Source organism: Ruegeria sp. N8, from assembly GCF_056531325.1.
The window spans coordinates 39935-64809 of the sequence record NZ_JBQFLQ010000007.1 but is presented as its reverse complement, the minus strand read 5'-3'; the positions used below and the strand labels follow the sequence as shown (position 1 = coordinate 64809).

Below are 24875 nucleotides of genomic sequence, written 5' to 3'. Positions count from 1 at the left end.
CCCCGCATCATTGGCTTCACTGATCTCTGCGCGAGAGGCACACAAAAATCTAATGACAATTCGCACAATGCCATATTAGTAAATTTTATATGGACCGGTTTTCGAATATTAACACCATTCTGGCCTTTGTAACGGTGGCCCGTGAAGGCAGCGTTTCCCGCGCAGCCGAAGTGTTGAACCTTACCCAGCCGGCCATCAGCCATCAGATCAAGCGTCTTAGCGAAGAGACTGGACTGACGCTGTTCAACCGAACCGCAACTGGGTTGCAGATCACCCATGACGGCGCTGCGGTTTTGGCAAAGGCGAAACAAGTCCTCGATGCAGTCGGTGATTTCCAACGCAGTGCCCGCCAGCGTATTGGTCGTTTGAGTGGAAAACTGACGATCGGCACGATCGTCGATCCAGAGTTCATTCGCTTGGGCCGTCTATTGGCGCATCTGCGATCAGAGCATCCTGATGTCGAAACCGAGTTGGTACACGGGGTCAGCGGGGACATCCTGACATGGCTCAGACGGGGTCGCGTCGATGCCGGGTTCTACCTGTGTGGACCCGATGACCTTTCCAGTATTGGGTCGGACGGCGGTGATCCTGTGCACGCCATAAAGCTGGCCGATTTTGTGTATCGCGTGATCGGGCCAGCTGGCTGGCAGAAGCAGGTGGAAGAGTCCGACTGGCCTTCGCTTGCAGCCTTGCCTTGGATTGGCACTCCCGAAGCCTCTGTCCACCATCGCTTGCTGGCCAAGATTTTCGAAGATCAGGCCAGCCGCCCGAACGTGGTCGCATTGGTGGATCAAGAAGCTTCGATGCTTGAAATGGTGAGATCCGGGATTGGCCTGAGCCTCTGCCGCGATTCCATCGCGCTCCATCAAAAACAATCCTTTGGACTTGCCGTCTGTAATTCTGTTTCAGTTCCTGCGTGCCTGTGCTTTGTGACGCTAAAACGGCGCAAAGATAACCCGATGATCGCCGCAACATTCGACCTACTAAATCGGTCCTGGTGATCGCACCAAGCGGACGGAGCCTGATGTGTCAATGGACGCTACTTTCACATTCCTTGTGAACATGGTGCGGGCTGGAACCGGGCAAATGATTAATCCCAAGCTGGTCGAGCTACGGCGAAGACCAAGCGAACGGCTTTGTTTGCGCGAAAACTGCGTCCATAGATATCATTTCAAAGCTGTCGCTTGACGCCATCGGTCGACGTGAAAACAAAAATATTCTATTTTATAACTTGAGGATACGCGGGATTGAAAACAGCAACACGCGTCACTTCAATGGTTGCAACTTCTTCGCGGAAAATCCCGAAACGATGATCGAGGTTTTTTGCAATCGCACGGGATGACGATGAGATTTCTGCGGGACCGTTCAAGCGATCCCGCAACTCATCAATCAAAAAGGCAGCGGTCGCGAAAGGGCCTCTGCCTTTACAGTTTATCTGCCGAAGAACTCAGCGACCGCGTCAGTCGACGCCTTTACAGCTTCAGGTTTGTAGTAGAAGTCCACGTGGCTGAATTCATCAAAGGCCAGTTCCTCGTGTTCATTTGTCAGCTTCTTAACAAACTGGGTTGAACAAGGCGCGGTGAAAGCCGTTTTGCTGTAGATGGTCAGTGACGGCTGCACGATTTTGTCGGCATAGGCTTCGCCGATGGAGATCAGCGACTGCATGCCCTGGTCTCCGATATGCATGTTGGTGTAGGTCGGAACCGCGACCGGGCCTTTGACACCATCACGCCCGTAGTAGTCATAGGATTCTCCGGCCATCGGATTGACGCCTGATCCGACAAAGTCTTCGCGGGCTTGCTCATCATTCAGCCCAAATGGTGCGACATAATCGGGCTCGCCGGTTTCATACATTTTCTGCATCGACGCATTAGCGGCTGCGATCTGCTGGTTAACCACATCGCGGTCGGTCCACTGGAAAGCGTCCGCCGCCATCATGCCCGACACCATCGCGATCTTCTTGATCCGATGGTCCGTCACAGCTGCCGATGCGATGATGGACCCGCCTTGACAAACGCCCAGACCGTAAATCTCGTCAACAAACGGCAGCGTGCCGAGAAAAGACACGGCGTCCCAAGTGTTTTCGATCAGACGGAACATATAACGCGACTGCTTGTACTCCCCCGGCAGCGCCGGGGAGACGCCCATGCCGAGGTAGTCGAAACCAAGGTAAATGAACCCGCGCGCGGCCATTTCCGGTCCGTAAGTTGCCGGGATTTGGTCCTTGACCTGCGGGAACGGGCTGGCCCCCACGATAGCCTTATAGGTCGTTGTCTCTTCAAAGCCTTCGGGCAGGTACAGATCGCCCGCCAAATCCACGCCAAAGGATTTGAAGGTGACTTCGTTTTTGCCCGCTGTGAAATTTTGGGTTGTCATGGTCTTGTTCCTTTCGGGATCAGGCATCATTGCGCCTTGCTAAAGTAAATCGTTGTGTTTACTTATGGTGAATAGATGATGTTTGTAAACACATCTTTTTACTTTTTGAGGTTAAAATCATGAAACGCACTGAAAAAAAACGAAAAGATATTATCGATGCGGCCATCGATGAGTTCAAAGAGCAGGGGTTTCTGGGGGCGAAAACAACTTCAATCGCCAAAAAAGCGAACGTATCGAGTCGCACGCTCTACAATCACTTCGAAAGCAAAGAAGCGCTGTTCGATGCAATCTCAGAGATCATGTTGGAACAGAACCGGCGCATGGAGCCGGTATCCTATGACCCAGCTCGCGACTTTGCCCAGCAACTGAAGGATGCTTTGTGGCGCTACGTCGAGGTGATCACAGAAGAAACAGCTATTGGACTTAATCGAATGGTTCTATCTGAGCTGATCCGTGACCTTGATCGTTCCCGGCGGTTTTTCACTGAGACCGAGTCCCATGACTACCCAATGACAGGCTTGATCAGTGGAGCTATGGACGCAGGCGTCATCCGAAAAGCTGATCCGGCCTTCGCAACCAACCAGCTTTTGGGGCTGGTGAAAAACTTCTTCTTCTGGCCAGAGTTCTTCCTCGGTCAGAACCCGACATCAAAGAATGTTTTGGACGATTGCGTTGCTATGTTCCTCGCGCACTACAAAGCGGACGTTTGATTGGCGATCGCCCGCTTCGTCCCACGATTTGTGAGTCCGTGAGAGTCAGCACTTTGCTCGCGCTGCGAAGGGCCAGTCGGGTGAGCAGCACCGCAGCGATTGGAAATCTCGACCAATGACACGTTTGGGACGTGAGGAATTTCTAGCAATTTTGCCGAAGGCGTGGATGCTACGCGGCATCCGGGGCTGGCAATGAACCCAAAGTGCTAGATACTGCGGTTCGCAAAAAGGTCCGCTGCTTAAAGTGCGGTTGAAAGAGTGTTTGAAATGCGAAAATTTGTTTAGGCAATAGTCGGATCAGCAAGCCTTAAGGCAGGCTGAGTTTACTCATTCTACCACCGTCGATCGTGTAGACCTGCCCTGTTACAAAACTGGCTTCACTTGACGCCAGAAATGCGACCAGTGCGGCCACTTCGTCGGGTCGCCCGGTTCGGTTAACCGGATGAATTCCGCCGATCTTACGTCGGAACGCATCAGGCTCTGGCATCGAATTCACGAAGTCTTCGTTGAGTTCCGTGTCGATCCATCCGGGTGCTACAGCGTTGCATCGGACTCCTTCCTCTCCGTGATCCACAGCGACAGACCTAGTCAGGCCGTGCAGGCCCGCTTTTGCGGCACAATAGGCCGCGTGACGAGGATTGGATCCCAAACCTTCAATCGACCCAGTGTTGACAATGCTCCCGCGTGTTTTGCGCAAATGGGGGAGCGCGGCCCGGATCATCAAGAACGGAGCCGTTAGATTCAATGCCAGGCTACGTTGCCAATCCTCAATGCTCGTGTCTTCGATTTTGGCCTCCTGCATCATACCGGCATTGTTAACGAGCACGTCCAGTTGACCGGCACGCCCAACCACTGTCTTGACGACCTCGGCGGGCAGCTGCGGATCGCTCAGGTCCGCGACAATGCCTTCAAAGACCTCATCGGTTTGACGTTGCGCCGTGAATACACGCGCGCCCTCCTGCCGCAGTCGTTCTGCAATGGCGAGGCCGATGCCAGATCGACCACCGGTGACCAGTGCGACTTTCCCTTCAAATCGCCTCATGAGACTGGCTTTCCACCATTCACCTCAACAAGTGCGCCGCACATGTAACGCGCTGCGTCGGAAGCCAAAAACAAAACGACATCCGCAATGTCCTGGGGTTCAGCTATCCGGCCGATGGGGACAGTGGCCCCTAGTTCAGCCACGGCAGTGTCGGGGTCATAACCGCGCTTTTCAAAGCCGCTACGCAACATGGGCGTGTTCACTTCATTTGGGCACACCGCGTTGATCCGAATGCCCTGATGCGCGTGGTCCATTCCCATACATTGGGTCAAAGATGCGATTGCCGCCTTGGTCATACAATATAGCGCGTGGTTCGGGCCTGGAGCTTTTCCACCCCAACACGAAGCTGTGTTTACGATCGCCCCACCGCCATCATTGGCCATTATCGGGATTGCTGCCCGACAAATGCGAAAGGGGGCTTCGACGTTAACCGTGATCGAGAGATCCCAATCTGCGTCTGTCGTCTCTGTCACGGCACCGCGTGTAATAACGCCTGCGTTGTTGACTACGATGTCCAGGCCGCCGAGCGCAAGATTAGCAGCCTGAGGGAGGGTATCTGCATAGTCAGCCTGCGACAGATCACCCGGCAGGTGAGCGTCAGCATCAATGCCATCAACATTTCGATCCGCCGCGGCCACCAACGCCCCTTCGGCCCGCAAGTTGGAAACGATTGACGCCCCGATCCCACCAGCTGCGCCTGTGACCAGTGCTTTTTTGCCCACAAATCTCATATCCATCCTCACGCTTGGAAGCTGGCAACAGGATCACCAAATATCTCGGGATTTGGGGTAACGCCAAGACCCGGACCTTCGGGTAGCGCGATAAACCCGCTTTCGATGCGTATACCGTTTTCGGGGTCATAGTGCCCGTCGATGTAAGGTGCGGCCACCCATGCTCCTTCGCAAAGGTCGGGGCGCACGGTTGCTGCAACATGGACACAAGCCGCCGCGATAATGTCGCCGCCCCAGGCATCGTCGCAGGTATGCGGCAGGTTGCAGGCTTCGCAGATATCTCGGAAGCTGCGCATGTTGGTCAGTCCTCCGATGCGCGTGACCTTCATTCCAAACCCGTCTATTAGGCCGGCCCCCGCTGCGCTGATCACGGTATTCAAGTCAACGCTGCTTTCATCCATGTAGATGGCGTGGGTGACTTGCGGGCGGATCTTTTGCAAGTCTTCGACCGTGTTGCAGGGCTGTTCCATAATGAACGGAATGTCAGGGCATTCGCGGCTCACGCGCAGTGCATCGCGCGTTGTCCAACCTCGATTGCCGTCAACCGCAAGACGCATTCCTGAGTTCTTGATCTGCTCCCACACTTTCCGGATCGTTTCGATATCCAGCTCGACCGGACGCCCGCCAACCTTCACCTGAAGGCGCGGATAGCCCTCATCGCGCTTATCAGCAGCGAGCCGGGCGATCTCATCCGGAGCACCCACACCTGTCGCATAGTAAGAGGGTACGCGTTCCGTCACAGCACCCCCGAGGAAGTCTGCCACTCTTATCTCAAGCAACTTGCCCAACAGGTCGTGCGCTGCGATGTCTATCGCCGCTTTTGCATAGTTGTGGCCATTGAGCAGGCTGTGCATCTTTCGTTGCAACACCAATGGCCAGAGCGGCATACCGATCAAATCTTGTGCCATATGTATCAAAGCCGCGCGTGCGCCAAGCGCATGCGCTTCGGCATAGGTGGGGCCTACCGGGCAGGTCTCTCCCCACCCTTCTGTCCCATCGGTCGCTACAATCTTCACCAGTGTTGTGTCCAGCGCCCAAACTTCGGCATTGGCCATCGTATAGGGTCCATTCTTTACCGGCAGATTGTGCTGATAGATATGGATCTCTTCGATTTTAGGACCGTGACTCATGTGATGTCTTCCGTTTCCAGCACTTTGCGGGCTGCAAGAAGCGCAGATTGGGTGGCCGCTGCAGGACCCCTTAAGCGGGCCACGTCAGTCAAACCTTCGTGCAAAAGAAACAAGGTTTCGGCTGCGTGGCGCGTGTTCTGGTCTGGAGCAATACGTTCTAAACGGAGCTCAAATTCATTCGCCAATTTGAGCTTGTGCGCCTTAACCAGACCGGAGATCGGCGAGCTGTTGGGGTGCTCCGCCAGTGCATTCAAAAATAGACACCCAGTGTTTGATACATCACTCAACCAGTCACCCAGTCGCACAAGCGGGTACAATACATGGTCAATGCCCTGTTTCGGACCACCCGCAAGCCACTCGAAATATGCAGCGTCCCGATGCTCCAACGCGCCAACAATCATCTCTTCACGGCTCGGGAAATGCTTATAGAGCGTGCGGATCGAAACATCTGCACCTGCACGCAATGCCTCGACCCCTAGGCCCGCGAAACCCAACTCCGAGAATTGTTGGTGAAGGGCACGAGCTATCTTTTGTTTGGTTCCATTCATAAACATAGTGTAGAACGTTCGCTCTACCATCCGCCTAAAAAAACGTCATGCGCGTGCCGGTTCGCGACGTTTTATTTGGCAGCTTGGTTGCTCTAGTCTAAAAATCGACATTTTCTGAGACGCATCTACAGCACGTTCCCATTTCATCGCAGAGAGACCGTTCTACCTGGTGCGCCTTAGGGTCAGGACCCATTGATTTCCGCGTTGGTGCATGAGTCACGGTTCGAAAAACGAGCGGTGACCATGTCTGATCTTTTCTGGCTCACAGATGCGCAGATGGCGCGTCTTCGAGAAGCGTTGAAAGACAAAGGGAACGAGCCTGTATCCCTGGCCGGAAGCAGCGGAAGAAACCGGTAAAGTACGACAGGCGTCGATACAAACGGCGCAAACGGATCGAGATCATGTTCGGAATGTTGAAGGATTGGCGGCGTGTGGCAACCCGCTACGACAGGTGCCCCAAATTCTTCTTGTCCGCCGTCGCACTCGCAGCGCTCGCCATATACTGGCTATGAGACCTGACCCTAAAAGACGAAGAGTGTATGGTGTGACCTGCATTCCCAAAACGGCTATTGGGTTCCACGTTCACCTGCCCTTTAAAAGAGTTTGTTCCAAGTAGTTTCGAAACGACCGCATGACCTCGGGTGTTTAAATTTTTGTTTTCAATACAGTAAGGCTCTGTATCTTTAGGGGAAAGGACCAGCGTTTGGACTCTGGAGATTTCAAAATGGAATTGATTACAGAACAACTTCGCGCCTTCCCGATCATGGCTCTGTTTCTTTGTCTTGGCCTGGGATATGGCGTTGGAAAGTTTCGGGTCGGCAAGTTCGAATTAGGAGGCATTGCTGGCACGTTGTTGGTGGCGGTCTTTATAGGCCAGATCGGCGGCATCAATCTTAGTACCGATGTTCAGAATGTATTCTTTTCCCTCTTCATATTTATGGTCGGTTACAATGGGGGGCCTCAATTTTTTGCGGCCTTGAACCGAACTGCGCTGACCAAGTTATTGGCCGCGTTTATGATGACCGTCTGGGGGTTGTTTTTTGTTATCGTTGTTGCTCGGTTGGCGGGCTTGGACAAAGGGCTGGCCGCAGGACTGGCCGCTGGCGGTCTGACACAATCTGCAATCATTGGCACCGCTGGAAACGCCATCGATCTGCTTGGGCTCGCCGCTGATGAGGCGGAAAAGCTGAAAACCAACATCGCTGTAGGATACTCGGTTACTTACATCTTCGGCTCAATCGGCCCGATATTGGCAGTTAGCATCATTCCCATCATCATGCGTGTCGATCTGCGGCAAGAAGCGATTAAGCTGGCTCAGAAACTCGGCGGCGGTGGTCCCAAACTAGAGGAAGGTGAGTTCCTTCCCATGAATCGGTTCGACGCCCGCGCCTATCAGGTAGATGCCGATGCAAGCATTGCCGGAAAATCCGTCAAGGACATCGAAAATGGCTATGATGGTGATCTGATCGTCGAACGGTTGCTCCACGATGGCGCTCCTGTGGATCCGACTCCTGAAACGATAATCAACGCCGGAGACGTTGTGGTCGTCTCCGGCCTCGTCACGACTTTGACCCAGTTCGAGGGGAGCGCCAGTGGTGAAATCGGAGAGTATCCTCCTGAATTGACCGTTGTTGAGGAGCGTCGCAACGTCGTGGTCATCAACCGTAAACTGACCGGCAAAACCTTGGTGGAGCTGCGCGAGGCTCTGACGGCAGATCAAAGGCGCGGTGTTCATATCTCAAAGATCACCCGCATGGGCCATGATGTCCCCGTCCTGCACAACACCGAGATTCACGCAGGTGACGAGATCAGTATTGTCGGTCACAAGGACGACCTGAACCGAGTTGCCAAAGTTGCAGGCTATGTGCCGCCTTCGGCCTCGGTCACCAACTTCATTGCCTTGGGGATCGGGGTGGCCATCGGCTATCTGATCGGAGAGATCAGTTTTGTCATTGCAGGAACGAAGGTGGCTTTGGGGTCCGGCCTCGGTTGCCTGGTTACAGGATTGATCATCGGCTATTTGCGCATCCGGCAACCCAAGATCGGCGGTATTAACCGTGGGGCCGCGAATTTCCTTCAGAGTTTCGGTTTGGCCGTGTTTGTTGGTGTGGTTGGCCTAAATGCAGGCAAACCCGCACTGGAGGCGATTCAGGAATATGGGATCACGCTTCTGCTTTTAGGCGTTGTGGTTACATTGATGCCCATGATCGTGCAGTTCCCGATCAACTATTTTGCCTTGCGTATCAAGAACCCGGTTGAGGCCTGTGCGGTTGTGACCGGATCACGCTCGGGTAATCCCGGTTTTGCGACACTCTTGGAAAAAGCCGGGAACTCGACACCAACGCCAGCCTTCACCATGACCTACGCCGTGGCCAATATCTTCCTGACACTCTGGGGGCCTTTGGTTGTGGCTTTTGTTCCGTAAGTCAGACCGCACAACAATCAGAGTCCTGGCTTGGAAGGGTGAGATCAGCATGATTACCAATCATCATGCTGAACCGTTGCTCTACGCTGCAGCTAGACCTCAACCATGCAAAGGCAGTCCTTTCGAGGCACGGTAGGCCTGCACGTAGCCAGTGGCCACTGCGCGCACCGCTCTTCCGATCTGGCGGTAGGCACTATCATCCAAATTGGCAAACGATACCCGCGCCGACCAGTTAGGCGCGTCAAAGCCCGATCCATTCAGCAACACGATCCCGTGGTCCTGAGCCAGTTTGAAGGATATATCCAACGGGTGCACATTCTCCTTGATCCACTCGACGACCTCTTCACCGACGTATTTGCGAAGCCAGAATTCGAAGTCGATAATACCGTAGTATTTGTCGAACAGCGGATTTTCGGGAACTTCAATGCCCATCCCTTCGACCAGCTCGTCAAAGCGATGTTTCAGAATACCCCAGCAGAATTTCTGATAGGCCTTCTCTTCGTCCATAAGCTCGACGAGTGAAAACAAGGTCATCATCACCTGTTGCGGCAGCGATAGACCTGCAGTGTGGTTCAGCGCAACATCGCGGCTGTCGGCGACGATCCTGTCGATGAACTTGAACGAGGATGGATCAGGCGTCAACGTTTCGTAGCGTGCGTTGACGATGGCCTTGGTTTCATCCGGAGCATCCGCAATCATCTTGTCGAAGATGTTGTTCTCGGCCACCAAAATCGCGCCCAGACGCCATCCGGTGCACCCAAAATACTTGGAGTAGGAATAAACCCCGATGGTGTTCTCGGGCAGATGCCTCAAGATCGACTGAAAGTTTGGAACGAAGGTCCCGTAAACATCGTCAGTCAAAATGATCAGGTCCGGGCGGCGGGTCTTTACGAACTCGACGAGCCGCGCCGAGACCTCTGGGCTGATAGCGACGGAAGACGGATTGCCCGGGTTGACCAGAAAGAGTGCTTTGACCTTCGGGTCGGACAGAATTTCGAAGTCTTCGTCGTTCAGTTGAAAGTGGTCCTCTTCCTTCGAAGAGACATCCACTGTATTTAGTCCATAGTCTTCAAGGACGGGCATTTCCAGATAGGGCGTGAAAATCGGTGTACCCAACGCAATGGTGTCACCGGCATTCAGCAATCGCTGGTTCTTGAGCGCTTTGAAGATGTAACACATCGCTGCGGTTCCGCCCTCAACCGCGTAGATATCGAACTTCGCATCCGGTCGGTGCCCCGCGCACATCGCCCACATAATGTATTCGTGGACAATAATTTCGTTGTGTTCCATGCAACGGTCGGGCATCGGGTAATGGTCGCCGACAATACCGTCGGTCAACTCGAGCACAAAATCGTCAGGCGTAAATCCAAATTTCTCAATCGCAAAATCAACTGTGGCCACCAAAGTATCCGCACCAGGAGGGCCGTTTCCTTCAACCGATTTGGCGCAATACGTCTTTAGCCTGTCATAACATCCTGGCCCTTGCGGCATCCCAGCCAGACCAACCTCCGGCTCATTCCGATGGCGCTGAGCTTCTGTCAAGGCGAACTGTCCCAAAAGGAAAAATGCTTCCCGCGCTTTGGTAGCGATCCAGTTGGGGTTCCCTCGACCGGCATTTAGGTATGGCAGAGCCATCTGCCGCGCCTCTTTTTGCGCCAACTTGATAAGTTCGTCTTTGATTTGGAAAGGACTTAGGTTTTCAAATTTATGCAGGTTGAGCGATTCTGGCATGACATCAAATCCTTGCGTTAAAATAGATGACCTGGTTCAGCGGATCGCATGCAGGGCAATGTGTCAATTAAAACAACACCAATTGAAGAGGCCGGTGAGAAGCGGAGGATTGTTTGTCTTCATTGGAAGCCTTAGCTGTAAACATTCTACAAGGTAGTCAGAATGATAGAAATTGTGCTGAAGCTCTGCGCTTGGAACTGACATTCCAAATGAAATTGGACAATTCGCTAGATTAAGCGAGAAAGCCATTGGTCGGGACCGTTGAGGTGATTTCAGCGAACCGCAGGTTTGTCCGCAATCTGCGAGTACGATCATTTCCAGATTGCGCGAATGCCACGAACGACGGCAATGCAGCGCGACCGCGGCGTCAGAGCTGCGTGACGAATGTCTCTTATAGGCCGTTCAAGCTGTCGCGCGGGTCAGCTATTCGCCCGCAACCCTGCCCGCTGCGCGCTGCGACCCAATCCAGACAGCGATGCATCCCACGACCAACACACAGATACAAATCTGCAAAAGCTGCTCGTATTTGTGCCCATCAATGAGGACCTGCGCCACAAAACCCTGCCCACGGAACAGGTAAGCCATTGCGCCAAGCATGGCGGCGGCAAAGCTGACAAGATACGCCCAGAGGGCCACCTGTCGACCGCCAATAAGCCCAGCCAGCAGGATCGGCGTCAAAAACATCGAGGCGGTGCCCGAGACCGCTACGGCATCAAACAGGGTCTGGTTACCCCAGAGCGTCAGCGCCGCGCCCGCGACTGCGAAGAGGGCCATGGCAATGCGCCCACCGGTTAGGGTGCGAGGGGCTAGGCGCAGTTCTTCAACCACCAGTCGCGCGGCCGAAGACAGCGCGGAATCCAGCGTCGAGAGCGCCGACACCAGGAGTGAAACCAAAAGCGCCATAAAAACCCAGCCCGGCAGGGACTGCGCCCAGGTGCTGATCAGCTCGCCCTCATATGCCGCCCCATCCAGTGCCGCCTGAATGCCAAAGAACCCAAATGCCACGATGCAAAGCGAGGAAATCCAGAACGCGTGCAAGAAGCTCTTCCGGGTTGTATCGCTGTCCGCAATAAACCCACGATCCATCATGACCGGATCATGCACGGGATAGGAGAACACCTGCAGAAAAGCCACGACCAGCAAAACCCAGCCATTGTGCGGGCCCGAAGTGCCTTCGGCGGTCAAAACCGCGCCCAGATCAAAGTTGGGGCTGAGAACCAGCGCGACAAAGGCCAAGGCGAAGACTACAAGAAAGACCGCCATCTGCAGAACATCCGTCCGAAGCGCTGCGCTGAGCCCGCCCCAGGCCGAATAGGCCAGCGCCAATAGCCCGACCAAAAGGATCGAATACGTGCCGATATTGGCGCTGTCAGGTGCTAGTGCGCTAAAGATCAGACCGACCACGATCAGGTTGGCAAAGACCTCAGACAAGAGTCTGAGGGCAATCACGAGGTTATAGCACCCTGTTCCCATTGTTCCGAAACTGTCGCGGAGCCAATCCTGAACCGACCGTGCACCCCGCGCGCGCAACCGTTGCACTACAAAACCACCAGTCAGGAAAGAGCCGTAATACGTGGCATAGGCCAAAACCCCTGTGATGCCGTAGAAATAGCCCAGAATGGCAGAATTCATGAGCGAGCGGGCAAAAATCCAAGTTGTGACTTGGCTCAGCACCAACGTCCACAGGCCTGGCGCGGCTCCTTCGGTGGTTGTCCCACCAAAGAATCCCGAAACCGAAGCACGCCGGGGTGATACCCAGAGACTTGCCAGAATTACGGCACCGAATAGAGCAATAATTGCCGAAACCTGCATGGATTCTCCTGCTGTTGATCTGTGGCGCAGCTAACAGGCAAGTTCGCCAACGACCATTCAATTGAACGTGAAGCTGATTGTGGGCGTTGTGTCGCAAACTTCTTGGAGGGCGGTGTTTGTGGAATTGGCAACATGATATTAACGGGGCGGCGTCAGTTGATCGGGCAAACCAAAGGCAGCATGAACACTAAGTTGCATGCTGCTACAGATAGTCTGGGATGCCCGATACGCTTCGCCATATCCGCCAGGCAGTTCGGCGACTACACGGGCGCTCGGGCTCTGATGATTAGCCCGGAACCTGATATTCGCACGACGGCAGCGAATGAGGGCTCTTTCCGTGGACTGTGAGTTCGGCCGCCTAAGAATTTCGATCCTTTGGCGAACGGCAGGTTTGATGGGCCGCAGCGCAGCGTCGGCGTGCTATAACCAATGGCAGGAATGGGCCCAATTTGGCAGATCGCAAACTACACAAATGATTGAACAAATTACAAGATACAGCGACTGATCTGCAGCCCTGGATCTCACTTCGTTCACAAAAGAAAATATGACTTGGGTTGCCCTCAGATGCCGAATACTCACCCCTTTTCTGGTCTAACTACGACGGTTGGGTCAGGTTCGTGTGACGTTCAACAGGAAGGCAATTGCGGAGAAAGGAGCAGCCATATATTTTTTGTAAATTGCTATTAAACATATACAAAATTTTGTCATCTAAAATGCATACCACCCAATATACCTCACTTAACATTGGAGCCAACGCTTCAATGCCTCAGGTTCGAGCATGACGGAACGACTGGTAAAACACATGAATAGCAGACACTCATACAAAGTGCAGCGAACGTCTTCTTCGAGCCCAAAGTGGACAACGAAAAGATGGCCAATCGGTATAGGGTTTCTATTGCGGTTTCCTATCAGCGGCTACTCTATTGCGTTTTGAAATGTTGCGGTAAGCCGTTTGTTCAAACCGTGATGAGGTTCGGCTGAAGAACCGTAGTGCAACTCAGCCAAAGCAGCGATGTCATTGAAAATGACTACGGAGCCGCCTTCTTCATTCGCGTAAACCAATAGTTTTTGGCAAAAGGCATCCAAACCAATTGCCGGAAAGCCCGCCATAGCCACGCCACCGGGTGCTGGTCCGCCGAACAGTAAAAGTACCGCCTCCGGCAGGTCCACCCCCAGTTGGGACGCTTCGGTCGCAAAATCGATTTCACCGAACCAGACAGTATCGTCCTGCCCCATGACAGCTGTCCTGAGACGTTCGACTGCCTCTGGTACGCTGAGCAGAGTTTGCAGTTCGATGATCCCGTAGTCGGCAAACAATCCGTTGGTCGGCGCTGATGTTGCATCCAAGTCGTTTAGAACTTCGAGCATCTTGCTCTGAAACGCACTCAACGAAGAAGCGTCCGTGAGCCCATGCCGGACTTTGAGAAATTGAGAGTCTGTGTAGGCGATCTGTGGACGACCATCCTGATCGAAGGAAAGAACGCGAAAAGGAAGGTCCAGACCTGCTCGCACGTTCTCTTTCAGAATGGGCGTGTTTATCTCTGGATCAGAGAAAAGGAGCACACGAGACGCTGGCATTTCTACACCTTCGACTTTGGCCAGTCGCGCGTGATCTATCGATGCGATTGGCGTAGCTCCCGCTTCTTCAACGGCAGTCTCAAGCACTAAGAAGTTTTCGTCCACCGCACTCTGGGCAGATGACGATTGTGCAAGAGCCGATGTCGATATTGATGAAGTTGCAATCATCGAGAGAACAAAGAAAAACCTCAGCATCTTTTCACTTCCTGTTTCATCGTGCTTTTTTCAGTGAAACCGCCGCCAGAGCTGCAAAAGCTATCTCGGCCGCAAGGTAAAAGAGAAGTATCCCGTTCGGAACTCCATCGATAAGAATGCTTAGTATGCGTCCAACGGCCAGTCCCGACATAAACAAAAAAAGAACCCAAAGCGCCGGTCGTTGTAGATCTGGTTTCACCACGGCCGCTAACCAAAACAAAGCGTTTGCCAGGTAAAGTCCCATAATCGCACGGAAGACATGCGTCTGGTTCGTTCCTTCCACCGAAAATCCCAGCAAAACTGGGATCGAACTGCTTGGCATCAGACCGTATGATAACGCGATTGGCATGAGGCCGACGGCAGCAAGCAGAAGGACCAATCTAGCACTCATGGAGGACTCCGTCTCGTAGAGGTTTCGCTTTTTGCGAGATTCCTAGTCGGTTATTTTGGGCATCCGATGATCCGAGCCGGATGCCCACGCTGCGGTGGGAAAGGCGTATTGGTTGCCTAGCTTCCTCTACTGAGAGATGCCGCCTTCGGTTGATGTTTGTTCTTCAACATGGTCTTGATTGGCGACCGGCTTCCCGCGCGGAGGGAACTCCTCGAAAGTAGCGAGATGTGCCTGCACTAACCGGGCGGCTGGGCCGAATGCCCACATTTTCTCACCCATCCAGCGGACGTACATACCGCTTTCCTCCGCAGCTTTTTCGTAGGGATCGCGGCGGAGGTTGAAAAGCAAGGGGGCGACCAGTTCTTCCTTCGGGCCTGACCAGCCGTGGTTTTGAACGACAAAGTGCGCTTTCCAATCGTTGTAGCGTACTGCTTGGAGGTCCGTACCCTGATAGTAAATCAGCTCGCGGCGATTGCTCTCTTCGTCCTCACCGGTCAAGTAAGATAGTTGGTTGTAGCCATCCAAGTGTACTTTGTACCCTTCATAACCATCTAGGAGCTTTTCTCTTAAGTCTGTGGGGCCTCCCGCCGCGGCTACAAGTGTTGGCATCCAATCCATTCCGCTGAAGATACCGTTCAAAACCTGTCCTTCAGGAATTTTGCCCGGCCAGCGAATAATCGCGGGAACCCTGAAGCCACCTTCCCAGGTAGTACCCTTTTCCCCATGAAACGGCGTCGTACCGCCATCGGGCCACGTCAGTGTTTCTGGGCCATTGTCGGCGGTGAACATCACTATGGTATTATCGGCAACTCCCAGATCCTCAAGGTGGCTGAGAACGTTACCAACGTTGTTGTCCAACTCCTTCATGACAACATCCTGAAGTCCGCGCCCATTGCCCAACATAGCTTCGTATTCGGGGCTGAGGTGGGTCCAGACGTGTGCACGGGCTGGAGCCATCCAGACAAAAAACGGAGTGTCCGACTCTACTGCACGAGAAATGAAGTCCTTCGTGTAAGATGTCACTTCGTCATCCAAAGTCTTTTGGCGCTCAGGAGGCGCAGGCCCGTCATCAATAATGCGCTGCTTCCCGACTTTTCCAAATCGCGGGTCGACTGTTTCGTCTACTTCCTCTGTTGCAAATGAATGAATGATGTTGCGAGGCGCAAATTGCGCGTTGAATTCTGGGTCGTCTGGCCAATCCGGATCAGACGTATATTCCATAGCATTCAGGTGGTAGAGCCAACCCCAATACTCGTCGAAACCTTTTGTAGTCGGTAGGAACTCATTGAGGTCGCCTAGGTGGTTTTTTCCAAACTGTCCCGTCGTATACCCCAACTTTTTCAGGAACATCGGAAGCGTTGGGTCATCTGGGTTTAAACCTATCGGATCACCCGGCAGTCCAACCGTGTGCATACCAGTCCGTATTGGCAATTGTCCGGTCATGAAAGCTGATCGACCGGCAGTACAACTTGGCTCGGCATAATAATCTGTGAGACGAGCACCCTCTGACGAGAGACGATCCAAGTTCGGCGTCTCGATGCTTTTGACACCTCCGTGGTAAACGCCGACGCTCGCCCAACCTACGTCATCTGCCATGATGACAAGAATGTTGGGCGGGGTATGTTCGTCGGCCCAAGCTCCAGTGAAAGCAAAGCAGACGGCACCCGTTACTGAGATAAGCTTGTTCATTAAGACCTCCCGGCTTGGTACTACTTACCAACCATAGGAAAAACATCGGCTTAGAGGAACGGTCTGATTTGTTAACTTTTTGGGCTCAGCACCTTGGTGCAAGAAATTTCTTCGGCCGCAAAGTCCGCATCTCAGAGGGTGTAAAGCTCATAGTGAAGGTCCGCTTCGGGCTGCCTCCAGTCACTAGTGCGAACAGTGGTGAACGCGGCTTCGAGCCTAGCGCCGGTAATTCGCTGGAGCGGTAAACCCTCCATTCCGAAGTTTTATTGGGCCGCAGCCAGCGGTGATGCCGCCACGGCCCACGTGGTAAAACGTCAGTTCGTTGGGGTCACATCGACTAACGTTGGTTCGCGATCACCGCTGGTTTCAAAGACGATCATCTCGTCTCCCATAGCTCCGAAGTCAATCTGCTTCATATCGACCATATGCACCGTTCTGTCGTACATCGTGTGATAGTAGTAGACGAGGTTGAGGGAGTCCGCAGCGGTCGTGATCTGAGTTGCGCTGTAAAGCAGGTCGTCCGACTGCACATCGTCTTGAGCGCCCTCCGCTGCATCGGCCGGAATGTTGAAATTATCCAGAATGCGAAACGCCTCGCGCACGGTGTCATAGCCACCTTGCGTCTCCCGCGCCGTCTGAGAAAAGGCGACTGCGCGGACGAACCGGGATGGGGGTGTGAAGTCGCCTGGCAGCCCTATCATTCCACTCCCAGCGCCAAGGGGCGCGAAAGTAACGCCACTTGCCTCAACTTCCGGAAGCCCAAGGGCCGACAGGTTTACGTAGTTGTTAAGGTTCGTCATGTGCCAATCGTAGTTTGGCGAATTGGTTATCACGCCAAGCGGAGCATCGAAAATCGTCAGTTCACCGTCAATGTACTCGACAACGATCCTTCCGCCGAACCGGTCAGCAACCAACATATGAAATGGGAAGGGAAATCCGAGAGTCTCATCTACGACCCCGACAACACGGACATTCGCCAACCCGGTGGCAGCCTCTTCAACTGTCTCAAATTGGGAAAGGACATAGCTGGCTAGCAAATCGCCGGGAATCGTGTTGCCGGAAAGGTCAGGGTCGTACTCCTGATACTCGGTGAAGCCGGGCAGATAAAACAACCCGGCGGTCAACCCAGCTTCGTTGATGCCATCTGCGGGAGCCCCATGATCCAACATGCTGATACCGACCATTCCAAATCGGCCGGTCCAGTTTGCTCCGTCTCGCTCATCTGGCATTTCGCCTGCGGTATAAGTGAAACCTCGCGGAATAATGTTGATCTTTGTCTCAAGATCGAACGGCCCCCATTCGGCGGTCCTTGCGCGAACGATGCTTCCATCCTGCCCTGTCAACATGATGCCAGTGCATCCCCAGGCCATCGATACTGAAGCCACAAAGGCTATGGTCGCTTTTGGTAATATCCGAAATAGCTCGATATGACGCATGGTCGTACTCCAATTGGACTGATCTGATCTCATGAACTCGCTCGACCAAGCTACCACACCGGTTCTCAAGTTGAATGAAGTTTGCATGATCTTCAAATAGGCAAGAAAGTCCGCCTATTCCTTCCGTCGGACTTTGCAAAGTCCGACTCTGAATGTCTGGTTTGGGCTGATTGTGGTCCTTTAGAGCAAGAATGCGGATGGCTGCAAAGTCCGCATTGCGGATAATCATCGGAATGGATCGGGTGTCTGCGTGGACTTCAAAGCGGTCTTTCGTGCTAAGTGCGCCAAATGGCCAAGCAGCTGATGTACTCTCGGCGTAACGAGTTTGTAGCCGCGCGGGAGTGGCCATATCTCACCTGACCTATCAGTCAAAAAGTCCAGATACCCCGCGCTTGGTATGCGTGGGGTATAAACAAAACCGTGCGGCGTCCGGGTGAGGCCGGGGGGTGGGGTGCGACATTCGGACTCACTCGGCATCGCAGGGGTAAACCGGCAAGCGTTTCGAATTTAGTGGCAGATCAGGGGCAGGAAAACGTTGATCGGAATTTCGTCAATGTTTTCAGTACCAAATGGCGGACCGAGGAGGATTCGAACCCCCGACCCCTTGATTCGTAGTCAAGTACTCTATCCAGCTGAGCTATCGGTCCGCGTTGGTGAGGCGCTGTTTAGACCTCGTGTTCGGGACGTGCAAGCCGATTCTGCAAAAATATTTTAAAAAGTCACATCGCCCCGCGGTAGGCGGATTTCAAAGGTAGACCCCATCGGGCCCGTCTCGGCCAGAACGAGGTCGCCGCCGTGACCGCGCACCAATTCCTGCGAAATTGCCAGACCCAGGCCCGAGCCGCCTTTGCGCACGCCACCCTGAAAGGGCGTGAACAGGTTTTCGCGGGCCTTGGGCGGCAATCCCGGTCCGTTATCCCGTATCTCGATGCACCAGTTCGTTTCATATTCACATCCGGTAATCGTGATTCTACCGGGCTTCCCAGCGGCCACAAGCGCCTGACGCGCATTGCGCACAAGGTTCATGATCACCCGGAAAATCTGTTCGGGATCTGCACGAGCGATCAGATCCTCGGGTAGTTCGTTGACGATCTCGACGCACCCGCCTGCGACGGCCAACTGCTCGCTTGCAACGACATCGTCTGCGACGGCGCGCATGGGGACCATCGTCAGCGTGGGGGCCGGTTCCTCGGCCCGGCCAAAGGCCAGCGTGCTTTCGCACAATGACACCGCGCGGGTGATCGAGTTCACCAGCTTAGGCGCCATGCGACGGACCAAAGGATCATCACTGGATTCAATCCGGTCTGTGAAAAGTTGGGCCGAGGTCAGGATATTGCGCAAATCGTGGCTGACCTTGGCCACCGCCCCGCCCAGTTGCGCCAGACGCTCGCGCTGTTTCAGCGCGTGGGTCAGTTCGGTCTGCATCTGTTGCAACGCTTCCTCGGCCTCACGCAGCTCGGTCACCTTGGAATTGGGCGAGATGATCCCGCGCGCGTCCTCGGGCGCGCCGGCATAGCGCTGCATGTAGCCAACCACGCCCTTGATCGGCTTCACCAGAACTACGCGCACGGCAAGGAACAGGAAAAAGGCGGTGATGATTGAGATCACGAAAGACAGCCCGAGAATGCGCAGCCCGTAATCGGTCATCGCCATGCGCAAAGGCATACTGTCGGTGGTCACTTCGATCAACAGACCGGCGCCCTTGACCGGCTCACCAATCACACGGATTACTTCGTTTTCCGGAGTGAACAAACGCGCGACCGCATCGCGGATCAATATCCACGGGGTTGCGTCGCGCAGGTCATAAGTTTTGGTGATCTGTTCAGGGATGGGGGAAGACAGCATCAGCTGCCGCACTTCATCGCGACGCAAAACAACGTTGTAGACGCCCGCATTGGCCAGCAACTCGGCCTCGAGATCATCGGCCAGCATGTCATCGGCCAACAGCGCCAGCGACGCGATCTGGGCGCGCTCTAGCCGGTTCAACAAAAAGTCTTCGCGGAACCGCGCTATCGAGGGGACAAAAATCAGGATCTCGGCCAACATGACGAAGACCGTGGTCAGGATCAGAAATCGGCCCGACAGCGAGTTCACTTTTTACTCTCCTCCCAGTCAGGGCAGCCAGCGCTGGACGAACCCGACCACTCGTTTAACTGTCTGATTCTCAAACAGCCTTGGCGAGAAATAGGCACCCGCCACGCGTTTGTTAAGCTCTCCGATCGTCGGATAAGGCGAAACCATCGCGGCGACCTGTCCCATCTTCAGGTTATTCGCCAAGGCCAGCGACCACAAGTTGATCAATTCCCCCGCCTGATGCCCTACGATTGTGGCCCCCACGGGTCGGCCTTTTACGACCATGACCTTAATGAAGCCTTTCGTTTTGCGCTCAGATATGGCGCGGTCGTTGTGGTGGTAGTCAAAGCGCGCGATTTCCACCTTGTCGCCATGCTGCGTGCGAGCCTGCGCCTCAGTCAGACCAACCTGAGCCAGTTCGGGGTCGGTATAGGTGGCCCAAGGGATATGCGCGGTTTTCGCCTTGGAGGGCAGACCGAACAGGGCCGAGCGGATGATGATGCCCGCGTGATACCCCGCGACATGAGTGAATTGCAGCCCACCTGCAACGTCGCCGATGGCATAGACCTTTTTATTCGTGGTGCGCAGCGCGTCGTCGACTTTGATGCCGTTTCGTATTGGCTCAATCCCGGCCGCCTCAAGGTTCAGGCGATCAGTATTGACCTTGCGCCCAGCGGCCAGTAACAAGTGCGAGCCGGTATAGATCTGGCCCGTCTCGGTCACGACCTCGACCTTTCCGTCCGCGCCGCGAATCTGTGCCACCATAGCTTGTTCATGAATTTCGATGCCCTCCGCGCGCAACGAATCCAGAACGATCTCTGCCGCCTCAGGGTCGTCCTTGCCCAGAGCCTGCATTCCCTCGATCACAGTGACTTTGCAGCCCAGTCGGATATGCGCCTGTGCCATCTCTATCCCGATGGGGCCGCCGCCGATGATAAGCAGATGCTCGGGCTTGTCGCGAAGATCGAAGATCGTCTCGTTGGTGTAGTATGGCACCTGATCCAGACCGGGTATCGAGGGCACCATTGGCGAGGAACCGGTCGCAATCACGACACGCCGTGCAGAGATCAGATTGTCCCCCGCCTGCACCTGCGTGGGCGAGACGAAGTGACCATATTCGCGGATCACCTTGACGCCGAAGCCTTCAAACCGTTCCTGACTGTCCATCGGTTCAATCTGCGCGATCACGTCATGGACATGATCTTTTGCGGCGGCGTAGTCCACCTGCGGCACTACATCCGCGACGCCCAATGCCGAGGCATGCGCCTGCCCGTAAGCCGCCTTGCCGCTGGCGATCAGCGCCTTCGAGGGCACGCAGCCAAAGTTCAGGCAATCTCCGCCCATCTTGTGACCCTCCAGCAGGATCACATCCGCGCCCATCTGGCTGGCCCCGGCAGCCACCGACAAGCCACCCGACCCGGCGCCAATGACCAGGATATCCGTCTTCAATTCTTGCATAAGATCAGGCGTCCTTTTTGCCGCGCAGGGCTTTGATCAGGATGGGCAACGCCGCAAGCATACACAAGCCAATGATGGGTCCGATCACGAACGGCTCCCACAGCAGGGACACGTCAGGCGTCTCACCCCGGTCAAACACGCCACCCAGACCAACACCGATCCAAGTGTAAACGATGCCGCCCGGAATAATGCCCAGCGCGGTGGTGAACAGGAAATTTCGGAATTTGACGCCCACCAGTGCTGGCACCAGATTGGCCACAAAGAACGGCACCACCGGTACGAGGCGCAACAGGAACAGGACCGAGATTTCATTCTCGCGCAGCCCGTCCTTCAGCTTTTTGACCGTCCCTTCGGATGACTCCAGCTTGGCGGTCAGAGATTCGCCCAACCCCCATCGCGCCGCCAAAAAGATCGCCGATGCGCCAATGGTGGCCGCAAACACGTTGAACACGGTGCCTGCAAATAAGCCGAACAGGAACCCTCCGGTCATCGAGGCTACAGCGGCGCCCGGCAGTGAAAAGGCAACGATCACGATATAGATCACCACGAATGCACCTGCCATGGCCCAGTAATTTGCATCTCGCCATGCCAGCAGGGATTCGCGGTTATCGCGCAGGGTCTCAAAGGTCAGGTAATCGCCCAAGGTGAAGAACCCCGCCACCGCAACGGCAAGGATCACCAGCAAGGGAATATGGCGCGCAAGCCCGCTGCGCGGGGCCTGTGTTGTATCGCTCATGTCTGTGTCCGGTTTTGTGCGTTTCATCTGCACACAACATGCGCTGTCCAGTGCCTGCGCAACAGGCCCCTCACGCGGCGTTGATCTTGACCGCAGGGATTGTGACGGAATAAAAGGGCAACACTGTCATTTTGAAACGTTTGTCCCGGTGGGATACCAGAATTGTTGCAAAAGGCGGCAAAACCCCCACCTAAGGGTTTGACTTACCCCCCGCCACCCAGTAGAGGACGGGCTTCGAACACTAGGGCAAGGCGAATCTGCGCCGCACCCGACCGCTATAGATTGGAGACGGAGCGATGAAACGCACCTATCAGCCTTCGAACCTGGTTCGCAAACGCCGCCACGGTTTCCGCGCGCGCATGGCCACCAAGGCCGGCCGCAAAATCCTGAACGCACGTCGCGCACGCGGCCGCAAGTCGCTGAGCGCGTAAGCCGCTCGACCTTTCAGGTTATGAACATGACGCCGCCGGAGGCCCCTGAGGATGGTTCAGTCCAGCCCAGCAAGCCTCCGGCGGCGTCCGTTTGCGTGTCTGCACCTGTGATCATCCTCAAGAAGCGATCCGATTTCCTGAAGGCGGCCCGCGCGCGGCGGCAGGGGACGTCGTCGATGATGGTCCAGGCCCGCAAGCGCACCTTGGACGAAGGATCGGGGATTCGCGTGGGTTTTACCTGCTCCAAGAAGGTGGGCAATGCCGTCGCTCGCAACCGCGCCAAACGCCGTCTGCGCGAGGCCGCACGCGCCGTTCTGCCGGTGCATGGCCACGACGGTTGGGACTATGTCCTGATTGGCCGCGCCGAGGTGACGGCGAACCGCCCCTATGACGCGCTGTTAGGCGATCTGCGCTATGCGCTGCGCAAAATCCATAGTGACCGGAAATGACCCCGCTGGCGCGCGTCTTTGCCCTGCCGGTCAAGGCCTATCGCCTGATCTTCAGCCCTTGGGTTGGCCATAATTGCCGCTATCAACCTACCTGCTCGGCCTATGCGCTTGAAGCGCTAGAAAAGCACGGGGCCATCAAAGGCGCCTGGCTGACCGCGCGCCGTATTGGCCGATGTCATCCGTGGGGCGGTACCGGATATGACCCAGTGCCAGATGAGTCCGACCATCGCTAAGTCAGGCTTGACCAGACGGGTTGCGGGCGGAACACTCAGCCCATGACCACACCCGCCCGCGATACCCTGCCAACCCATGAAGTGACCAACCAACCAACCGATCGCGATCCAATCAACCTATGGGCTGCGGACCCTGTGCTGCAAGAGTGTGTGACCCGTGCCAAAGGGTGTTCCGAGCCGCTTGCCCGATATGGCAAAACTTTGGGAATGCCCGAGATCCACGAGGCGGCGCGCGCGGCCAATGCGCACCCGCCGCACCTGCGCCTGTTCGATAGCGGTGGGCGACGGCTGGACGAGGTTCGCTTTCACCTCGCCTATCACCAGTTGATGCAACTAAGCCAAAGCGCCGGATACGCCGCACTACCGTGGAATGACGAACCCGGCGGCCACTCGACCCATGCCGCTATGGTATATATGGCCAGTCAGGTCGAGCCCAGTCATTGCTGCCCCCTGACGATGACCTATGCTGCGGTACCTGCATTGAACACCGACGCCAGTATCGCCAAGCTCTGGGTGCCGAAACTGACCGCGCATACTTACGATCCTACAATCCGGCCCATAGCGCAGAAACACAGCGCCACGTTGGGTATGGCGATGACTGAAAAACAAGGTGGATCGGATATCCGCGCCAATACCACCACCGCCACGCGGGACGGCGATCATTGGCGGTTGCGCGGGCATAAATGGTTCTGCTCGGCCCCGATGTCTGACGGTTTCCTGACCCTTGCGCAGGCCCCCGGCGGGCTGACCTGTTTCCTTGTGCCACGCTGGCTAGAGGGCGAACGCAACGCCATCCACCTCATGCGCCTCAAAGACAAGTTGGGCAACCGCGCCAACGCCTCGGCCGAGATCGAGTATCACGACGCTCTGGCCTATCAGTTAGGGGACGAGGGCGCGGGCATTCGCACGATCCTTGAGATGGTGCATCACACGCGGCTGGACACCGCGATGGCCCCTGCCGGGTTGATGCGCGCGGCCCTGTCCGAGGCGCATCATTGGGTGAGCCACCGAAGCGCCTTTCAACGCCGCCTGATCGACCAACCCCTGATGCGCGTGGTGCTGGCCGATCTAGCGCTGGATTGGCAGGGCGCAGTGACCCTTGGGATGCGCGTGGCCAAGGCCTTTGACGGACAAACCCCGGAAGACCGCGCCTTTGCCCGAATCGGCGTGGCGCTGGCCAAGTTCCTCAACAACAAACGCTGCCCCGTGGTCGTGGTCGAAGCGATGGAGATACTGGGCGGCATGGGGTACGTCGAGGATACGCCCCTGCCCCTGCTCTACCGCGAAGCACCCCTGAATGGCATCTGGGAGGGGTCCGGCAATGTGATCTGCCTTGATATTCTGCGGACATTGGCGCGTGAACCTTTGGCCGCCGAAGTGCTGCGCGCCGAAGTAGACGCCGCAAAAGGCGTGGATCGAGGATATGATGCGGCCCTGCGGGATCATATCGGACGCTGGCCTGACCTCCCTCCCGAGGCTGAGGCCCGCTGGTTTGCGGAACGCACCGCTCTGCTGCTGACGGCCTCACTGCTGTTGCGCCACGCCCCGCCTGCCGTGGCCGATGGGTTCATCGCGACGCGCTTGACCGGCGACAGCGGTCGGGTGCCCGGGTCGGTTCGAGGGTTGGACACCGAAGCCCTGTTGGCCCGCCTCGGCTAAGCGCCGCCCTTGCCCGGTTGCAGCAACTATTGTAGGGGCTGC

The 24875-nt window shown here is 55.5% G+C and carries 21 protein-coding genes, 1 tRNA gene and 1 pseudogene; 8 read left to right on the top strand and 15 right to left on the bottom strand.

From position 1 onward, the window contains the following. Positions 1 to 89 precede the first annotated feature (89 nt). On the top strand, positions 90 to 1001 hold the full coding sequence (locus tag ACR0C5_RS14140; protein WP_480877441.1) for a LysR family transcriptional regulator: 912 nt from the start codon (positions 90 to 92) through the stop codon (positions 999 to 1001). Positions 1002 to 1431: 430 nt separating this feature from the next. Here ACR0C5_RS14140 and ACR0C5_RS14135 read toward each other — a convergent pair whose 3' ends face one another. Next, the gene (locus ACR0C5_RS14135; protein ID WP_480877439.1) at positions 1432 to 2376 is read right to left on the bottom strand and encodes an alpha/beta hydrolase; all 945 of its coding nucleotides are present in this window, start codon (positions 2374 to 2376) and stop codon (positions 1432 to 1434) included. Positions 2377 to 2495: 119 nt separating this feature from the next. Between ACR0C5_RS14135 and ACR0C5_RS14130 the strand changes: the two genes are divergently transcribed. Further along, positions 2496 to 3086 (top strand): TetR/AcrR family transcriptional regulator, encoded by a 591-nt coding sequence (locus tag ACR0C5_RS14130; protein ID WP_170773700.1) that lies wholly within the window; start codon positions 2496 to 2498, stop codon positions 3084 to 3086. A 307-nt stretch (positions 3087 to 3393) separates the two neighbouring features. Here ACR0C5_RS14130 and ACR0C5_RS14125 read toward each other — a convergent pair whose 3' ends face one another. The 4 genes from ACR0C5_RS14125 to ACR0C5_RS14110 are packed head-to-tail and all read right to left on the bottom strand — an operon-like array spanning position 3394 to position 6543. Next, positions 3394 to 4128 carry an SDR family NAD(P)-dependent oxidoreductase gene (locus ACR0C5_RS14125; protein WP_480877437.1) on the bottom strand — a complete coding sequence of 245 codons (735 nt, stop codon included), beginning with the start codon at positions 4126 to 4128 and terminating at the stop codon, positions 3394 to 3396. Continuing rightward, a complete protein-coding gene (locus ACR0C5_RS14120) occupies positions 4125 to 4859 on the bottom strand; it encodes an SDR family NAD(P)-dependent oxidoreductase (protein ID WP_480877435.1) in 735 nt (244 codons plus the stop codon). The genes ACR0C5_RS14125 and ACR0C5_RS14120 overlap by 4 nt, the downstream gene beginning before the upstream one ends. Positions 4860 to 4867: 8 nt before the next feature. Continuing rightward, a complete protein-coding gene (locus ACR0C5_RS14115) occupies positions 4868 to 5989 on the bottom strand; it encodes a mandelate racemase/muconate lactonizing enzyme family protein (RefSeq protein ID WP_480877433.1) in 1122 nt (373 codons plus the stop codon). Continuing rightward, positions 5986 to 6543 (bottom strand): TetR/AcrR family transcriptional regulator, encoded by a 558-nt coding sequence (locus ACR0C5_RS14110; RefSeq protein WP_480877431.1) that lies wholly within the window; start codon positions 6541 to 6543, stop codon positions 5986 to 5988. The genes ACR0C5_RS14115 and ACR0C5_RS14110 overlap by 4 nt, the downstream gene beginning before the upstream one ends. A gap of 282 nt (positions 6544 to 6825) precedes the next feature. Here ACR0C5_RS14110 and ACR0C5_RS14105 point away from each other — a divergent pair. Together ACR0C5_RS14105 and aspT are read left to right on the top strand one after the other, a co-directional pair. Continuing rightward, positions 6826 to 7049 (top strand): annotated as a pseudogene (locus ACR0C5_RS14105) (transposase); the annotation flags it as partial. A 212-nt stretch (positions 7050 to 7261) separates the two neighbouring features. After that, positions 7262 to 8962 (top strand): aspartate-alanine antiporter, encoded by a 1701-nt coding sequence (aspT, locus tag ACR0C5_RS14100; RefSeq protein ID WP_170773692.1) that lies wholly within the window; start codon positions 7262 to 7264, stop codon positions 8960 to 8962. 99 nt (positions 8963 to 9061) lie between these two features. Here the strand turns inward: aspT and ACR0C5_RS14095 are convergent, their stop codons facing one another. From ACR0C5_RS14095 to ACR0C5_RS14050, 10 genes are all read right to left on the bottom strand, one after another. Further along, positions 9062 to 10693 (bottom strand): bifunctional aspartate transaminase/aspartate 4-decarboxylase, encoded by a 1632-nt coding sequence (locus ACR0C5_RS14095; protein WP_480877429.1) that lies wholly within the window; start codon positions 10691 to 10693, stop codon positions 9062 to 9064. Positions 10694 to 11116: 423 nt separating this feature from the next. Continuing rightward, positions 11117 to 12505: an SLC5/6 family protein gene (locus ACR0C5_RS14090; protein ID WP_480877427.1), complete on the bottom strand. Its 1389-nt coding sequence runs from the start codon at positions 12503 to 12505 to the stop codon at positions 11117 to 11119. Between the two features lie 915 nt (positions 12506 to 13420). Then, positions 13421 to 14278, bottom strand: coding sequence for a DUF302 domain-containing protein (locus ACR0C5_RS14085; RefSeq protein WP_170617466.1), 858 nt, complete (start codon positions 14276 to 14278; stop codon positions 13421 to 13423). Positions 14279 to 14294: 16 nt separating this feature from the next. Continuing rightward, the gene (locus ACR0C5_RS14080; RefSeq protein ID WP_170382456.1) at positions 14295 to 14669 is read right to left on the bottom strand and encodes a DUF4345 domain-containing protein; all 375 of its coding nucleotides are present in this window, start codon (positions 14667 to 14669) and stop codon (positions 14295 to 14297) included. 126 nt (positions 14670 to 14795) lie between these two features. Continuing rightward, the gene (locus tag ACR0C5_RS14075; protein ID WP_170443616.1) at positions 14796 to 16358 is read right to left on the bottom strand and encodes an arylsulfatase; all 1563 of its coding nucleotides are present in this window, start codon (positions 16356 to 16358) and stop codon (positions 14796 to 14798) included. A 314-nt stretch (positions 16359 to 16672) separates the two neighbouring features. Further along, the gene (locus ACR0C5_RS14070; protein WP_170382460.1) at positions 16673 to 17794 is read right to left on the bottom strand and encodes a linear amide C-N hydrolase; all 1122 of its coding nucleotides are present in this window, start codon (positions 17792 to 17794) and stop codon (positions 16673 to 16675) included. Between the two features lie 570 nt (positions 17795 to 18364). After that, a tRNA-Arg gene (locus ACR0C5_RS14065) sits at positions 18365 to 18441 on the bottom strand. Between the two features lie 64 nt (positions 18442 to 18505). Continuing rightward, positions 18506 to 19888, bottom strand: coding sequence for a sensor histidine kinase (locus ACR0C5_RS14060; protein WP_480877424.1), 1383 nt, complete (start codon positions 19886 to 19888; stop codon positions 18506 to 18508). Positions 19889 to 19906: 18 nt separating this feature from the next. Next, entirely contained in the window at positions 19907 to 21325 is a 1419-nt protein-coding gene (locus tag ACR0C5_RS14055; RefSeq protein WP_480877422.1) for a dihydrolipoyl dehydrogenase family protein, read from the bottom strand. Between the two features lie 4 nt (positions 21326 to 21329). Further along, the gene (locus ACR0C5_RS14050) at positions 21330 to 22061 is read right to left on the bottom strand and encodes a TVP38/TMEM64 family protein (protein ID WP_170787587.1); all 732 of its coding nucleotides are present in this window, start codon (positions 22059 to 22061) and stop codon (positions 21330 to 21332) included. A gap of 296 nt (positions 22062 to 22357) precedes the next feature. On the opposite strand from ACR0C5_RS14050, the gene rpmH reads away from it, so the two are divergent. From rpmH to ACR0C5_RS14030, 4 genes are read left to right on the top strand one after another with little or no spacing between them, the layout of a single operon-like run. Beyond that, the gene (gene rpmH, locus ACR0C5_RS14045) at positions 22358 to 22492 is read left to right on the top strand and encodes a 50S ribosomal protein L34 (protein WP_005980833.1); all 135 of its coding nucleotides are present in this window, start codon (positions 22358 to 22360) and stop codon (positions 22490 to 22492) included. A 26-nt stretch (positions 22493 to 22518) separates the two neighbouring features. Then, positions 22519 to 22941 carry a ribonuclease P protein component gene (rnpA, locus tag ACR0C5_RS14040; protein ID WP_170773665.1) on the top strand — a complete coding sequence of 141 codons (423 nt, stop codon included), beginning with the start codon at positions 22519 to 22521 and terminating at the stop codon, positions 22939 to 22941. After that, a complete protein-coding gene (gene yidD / locus ACR0C5_RS14035; RefSeq protein ID WP_170773663.1) occupies positions 22938 to 23174 on the top strand; it encodes a membrane protein insertion efficiency factor YidD in 237 nt (78 codons plus the stop codon). The genes rnpA and yidD overlap by 4 nt, the downstream gene beginning before the upstream one ends. Before the next feature lie 42 nt (positions 23175 to 23216). Continuing rightward, the gene (locus ACR0C5_RS14030) at positions 23217 to 24833 is read left to right on the top strand and encodes an acyl-CoA dehydrogenase family protein (protein ID WP_480877419.1); all 1617 of its coding nucleotides are present in this window, start codon (positions 23217 to 23219) and stop codon (positions 24831 to 24833) included. Positions 24834 to 24875: the final 42 nt, after the last annotated feature.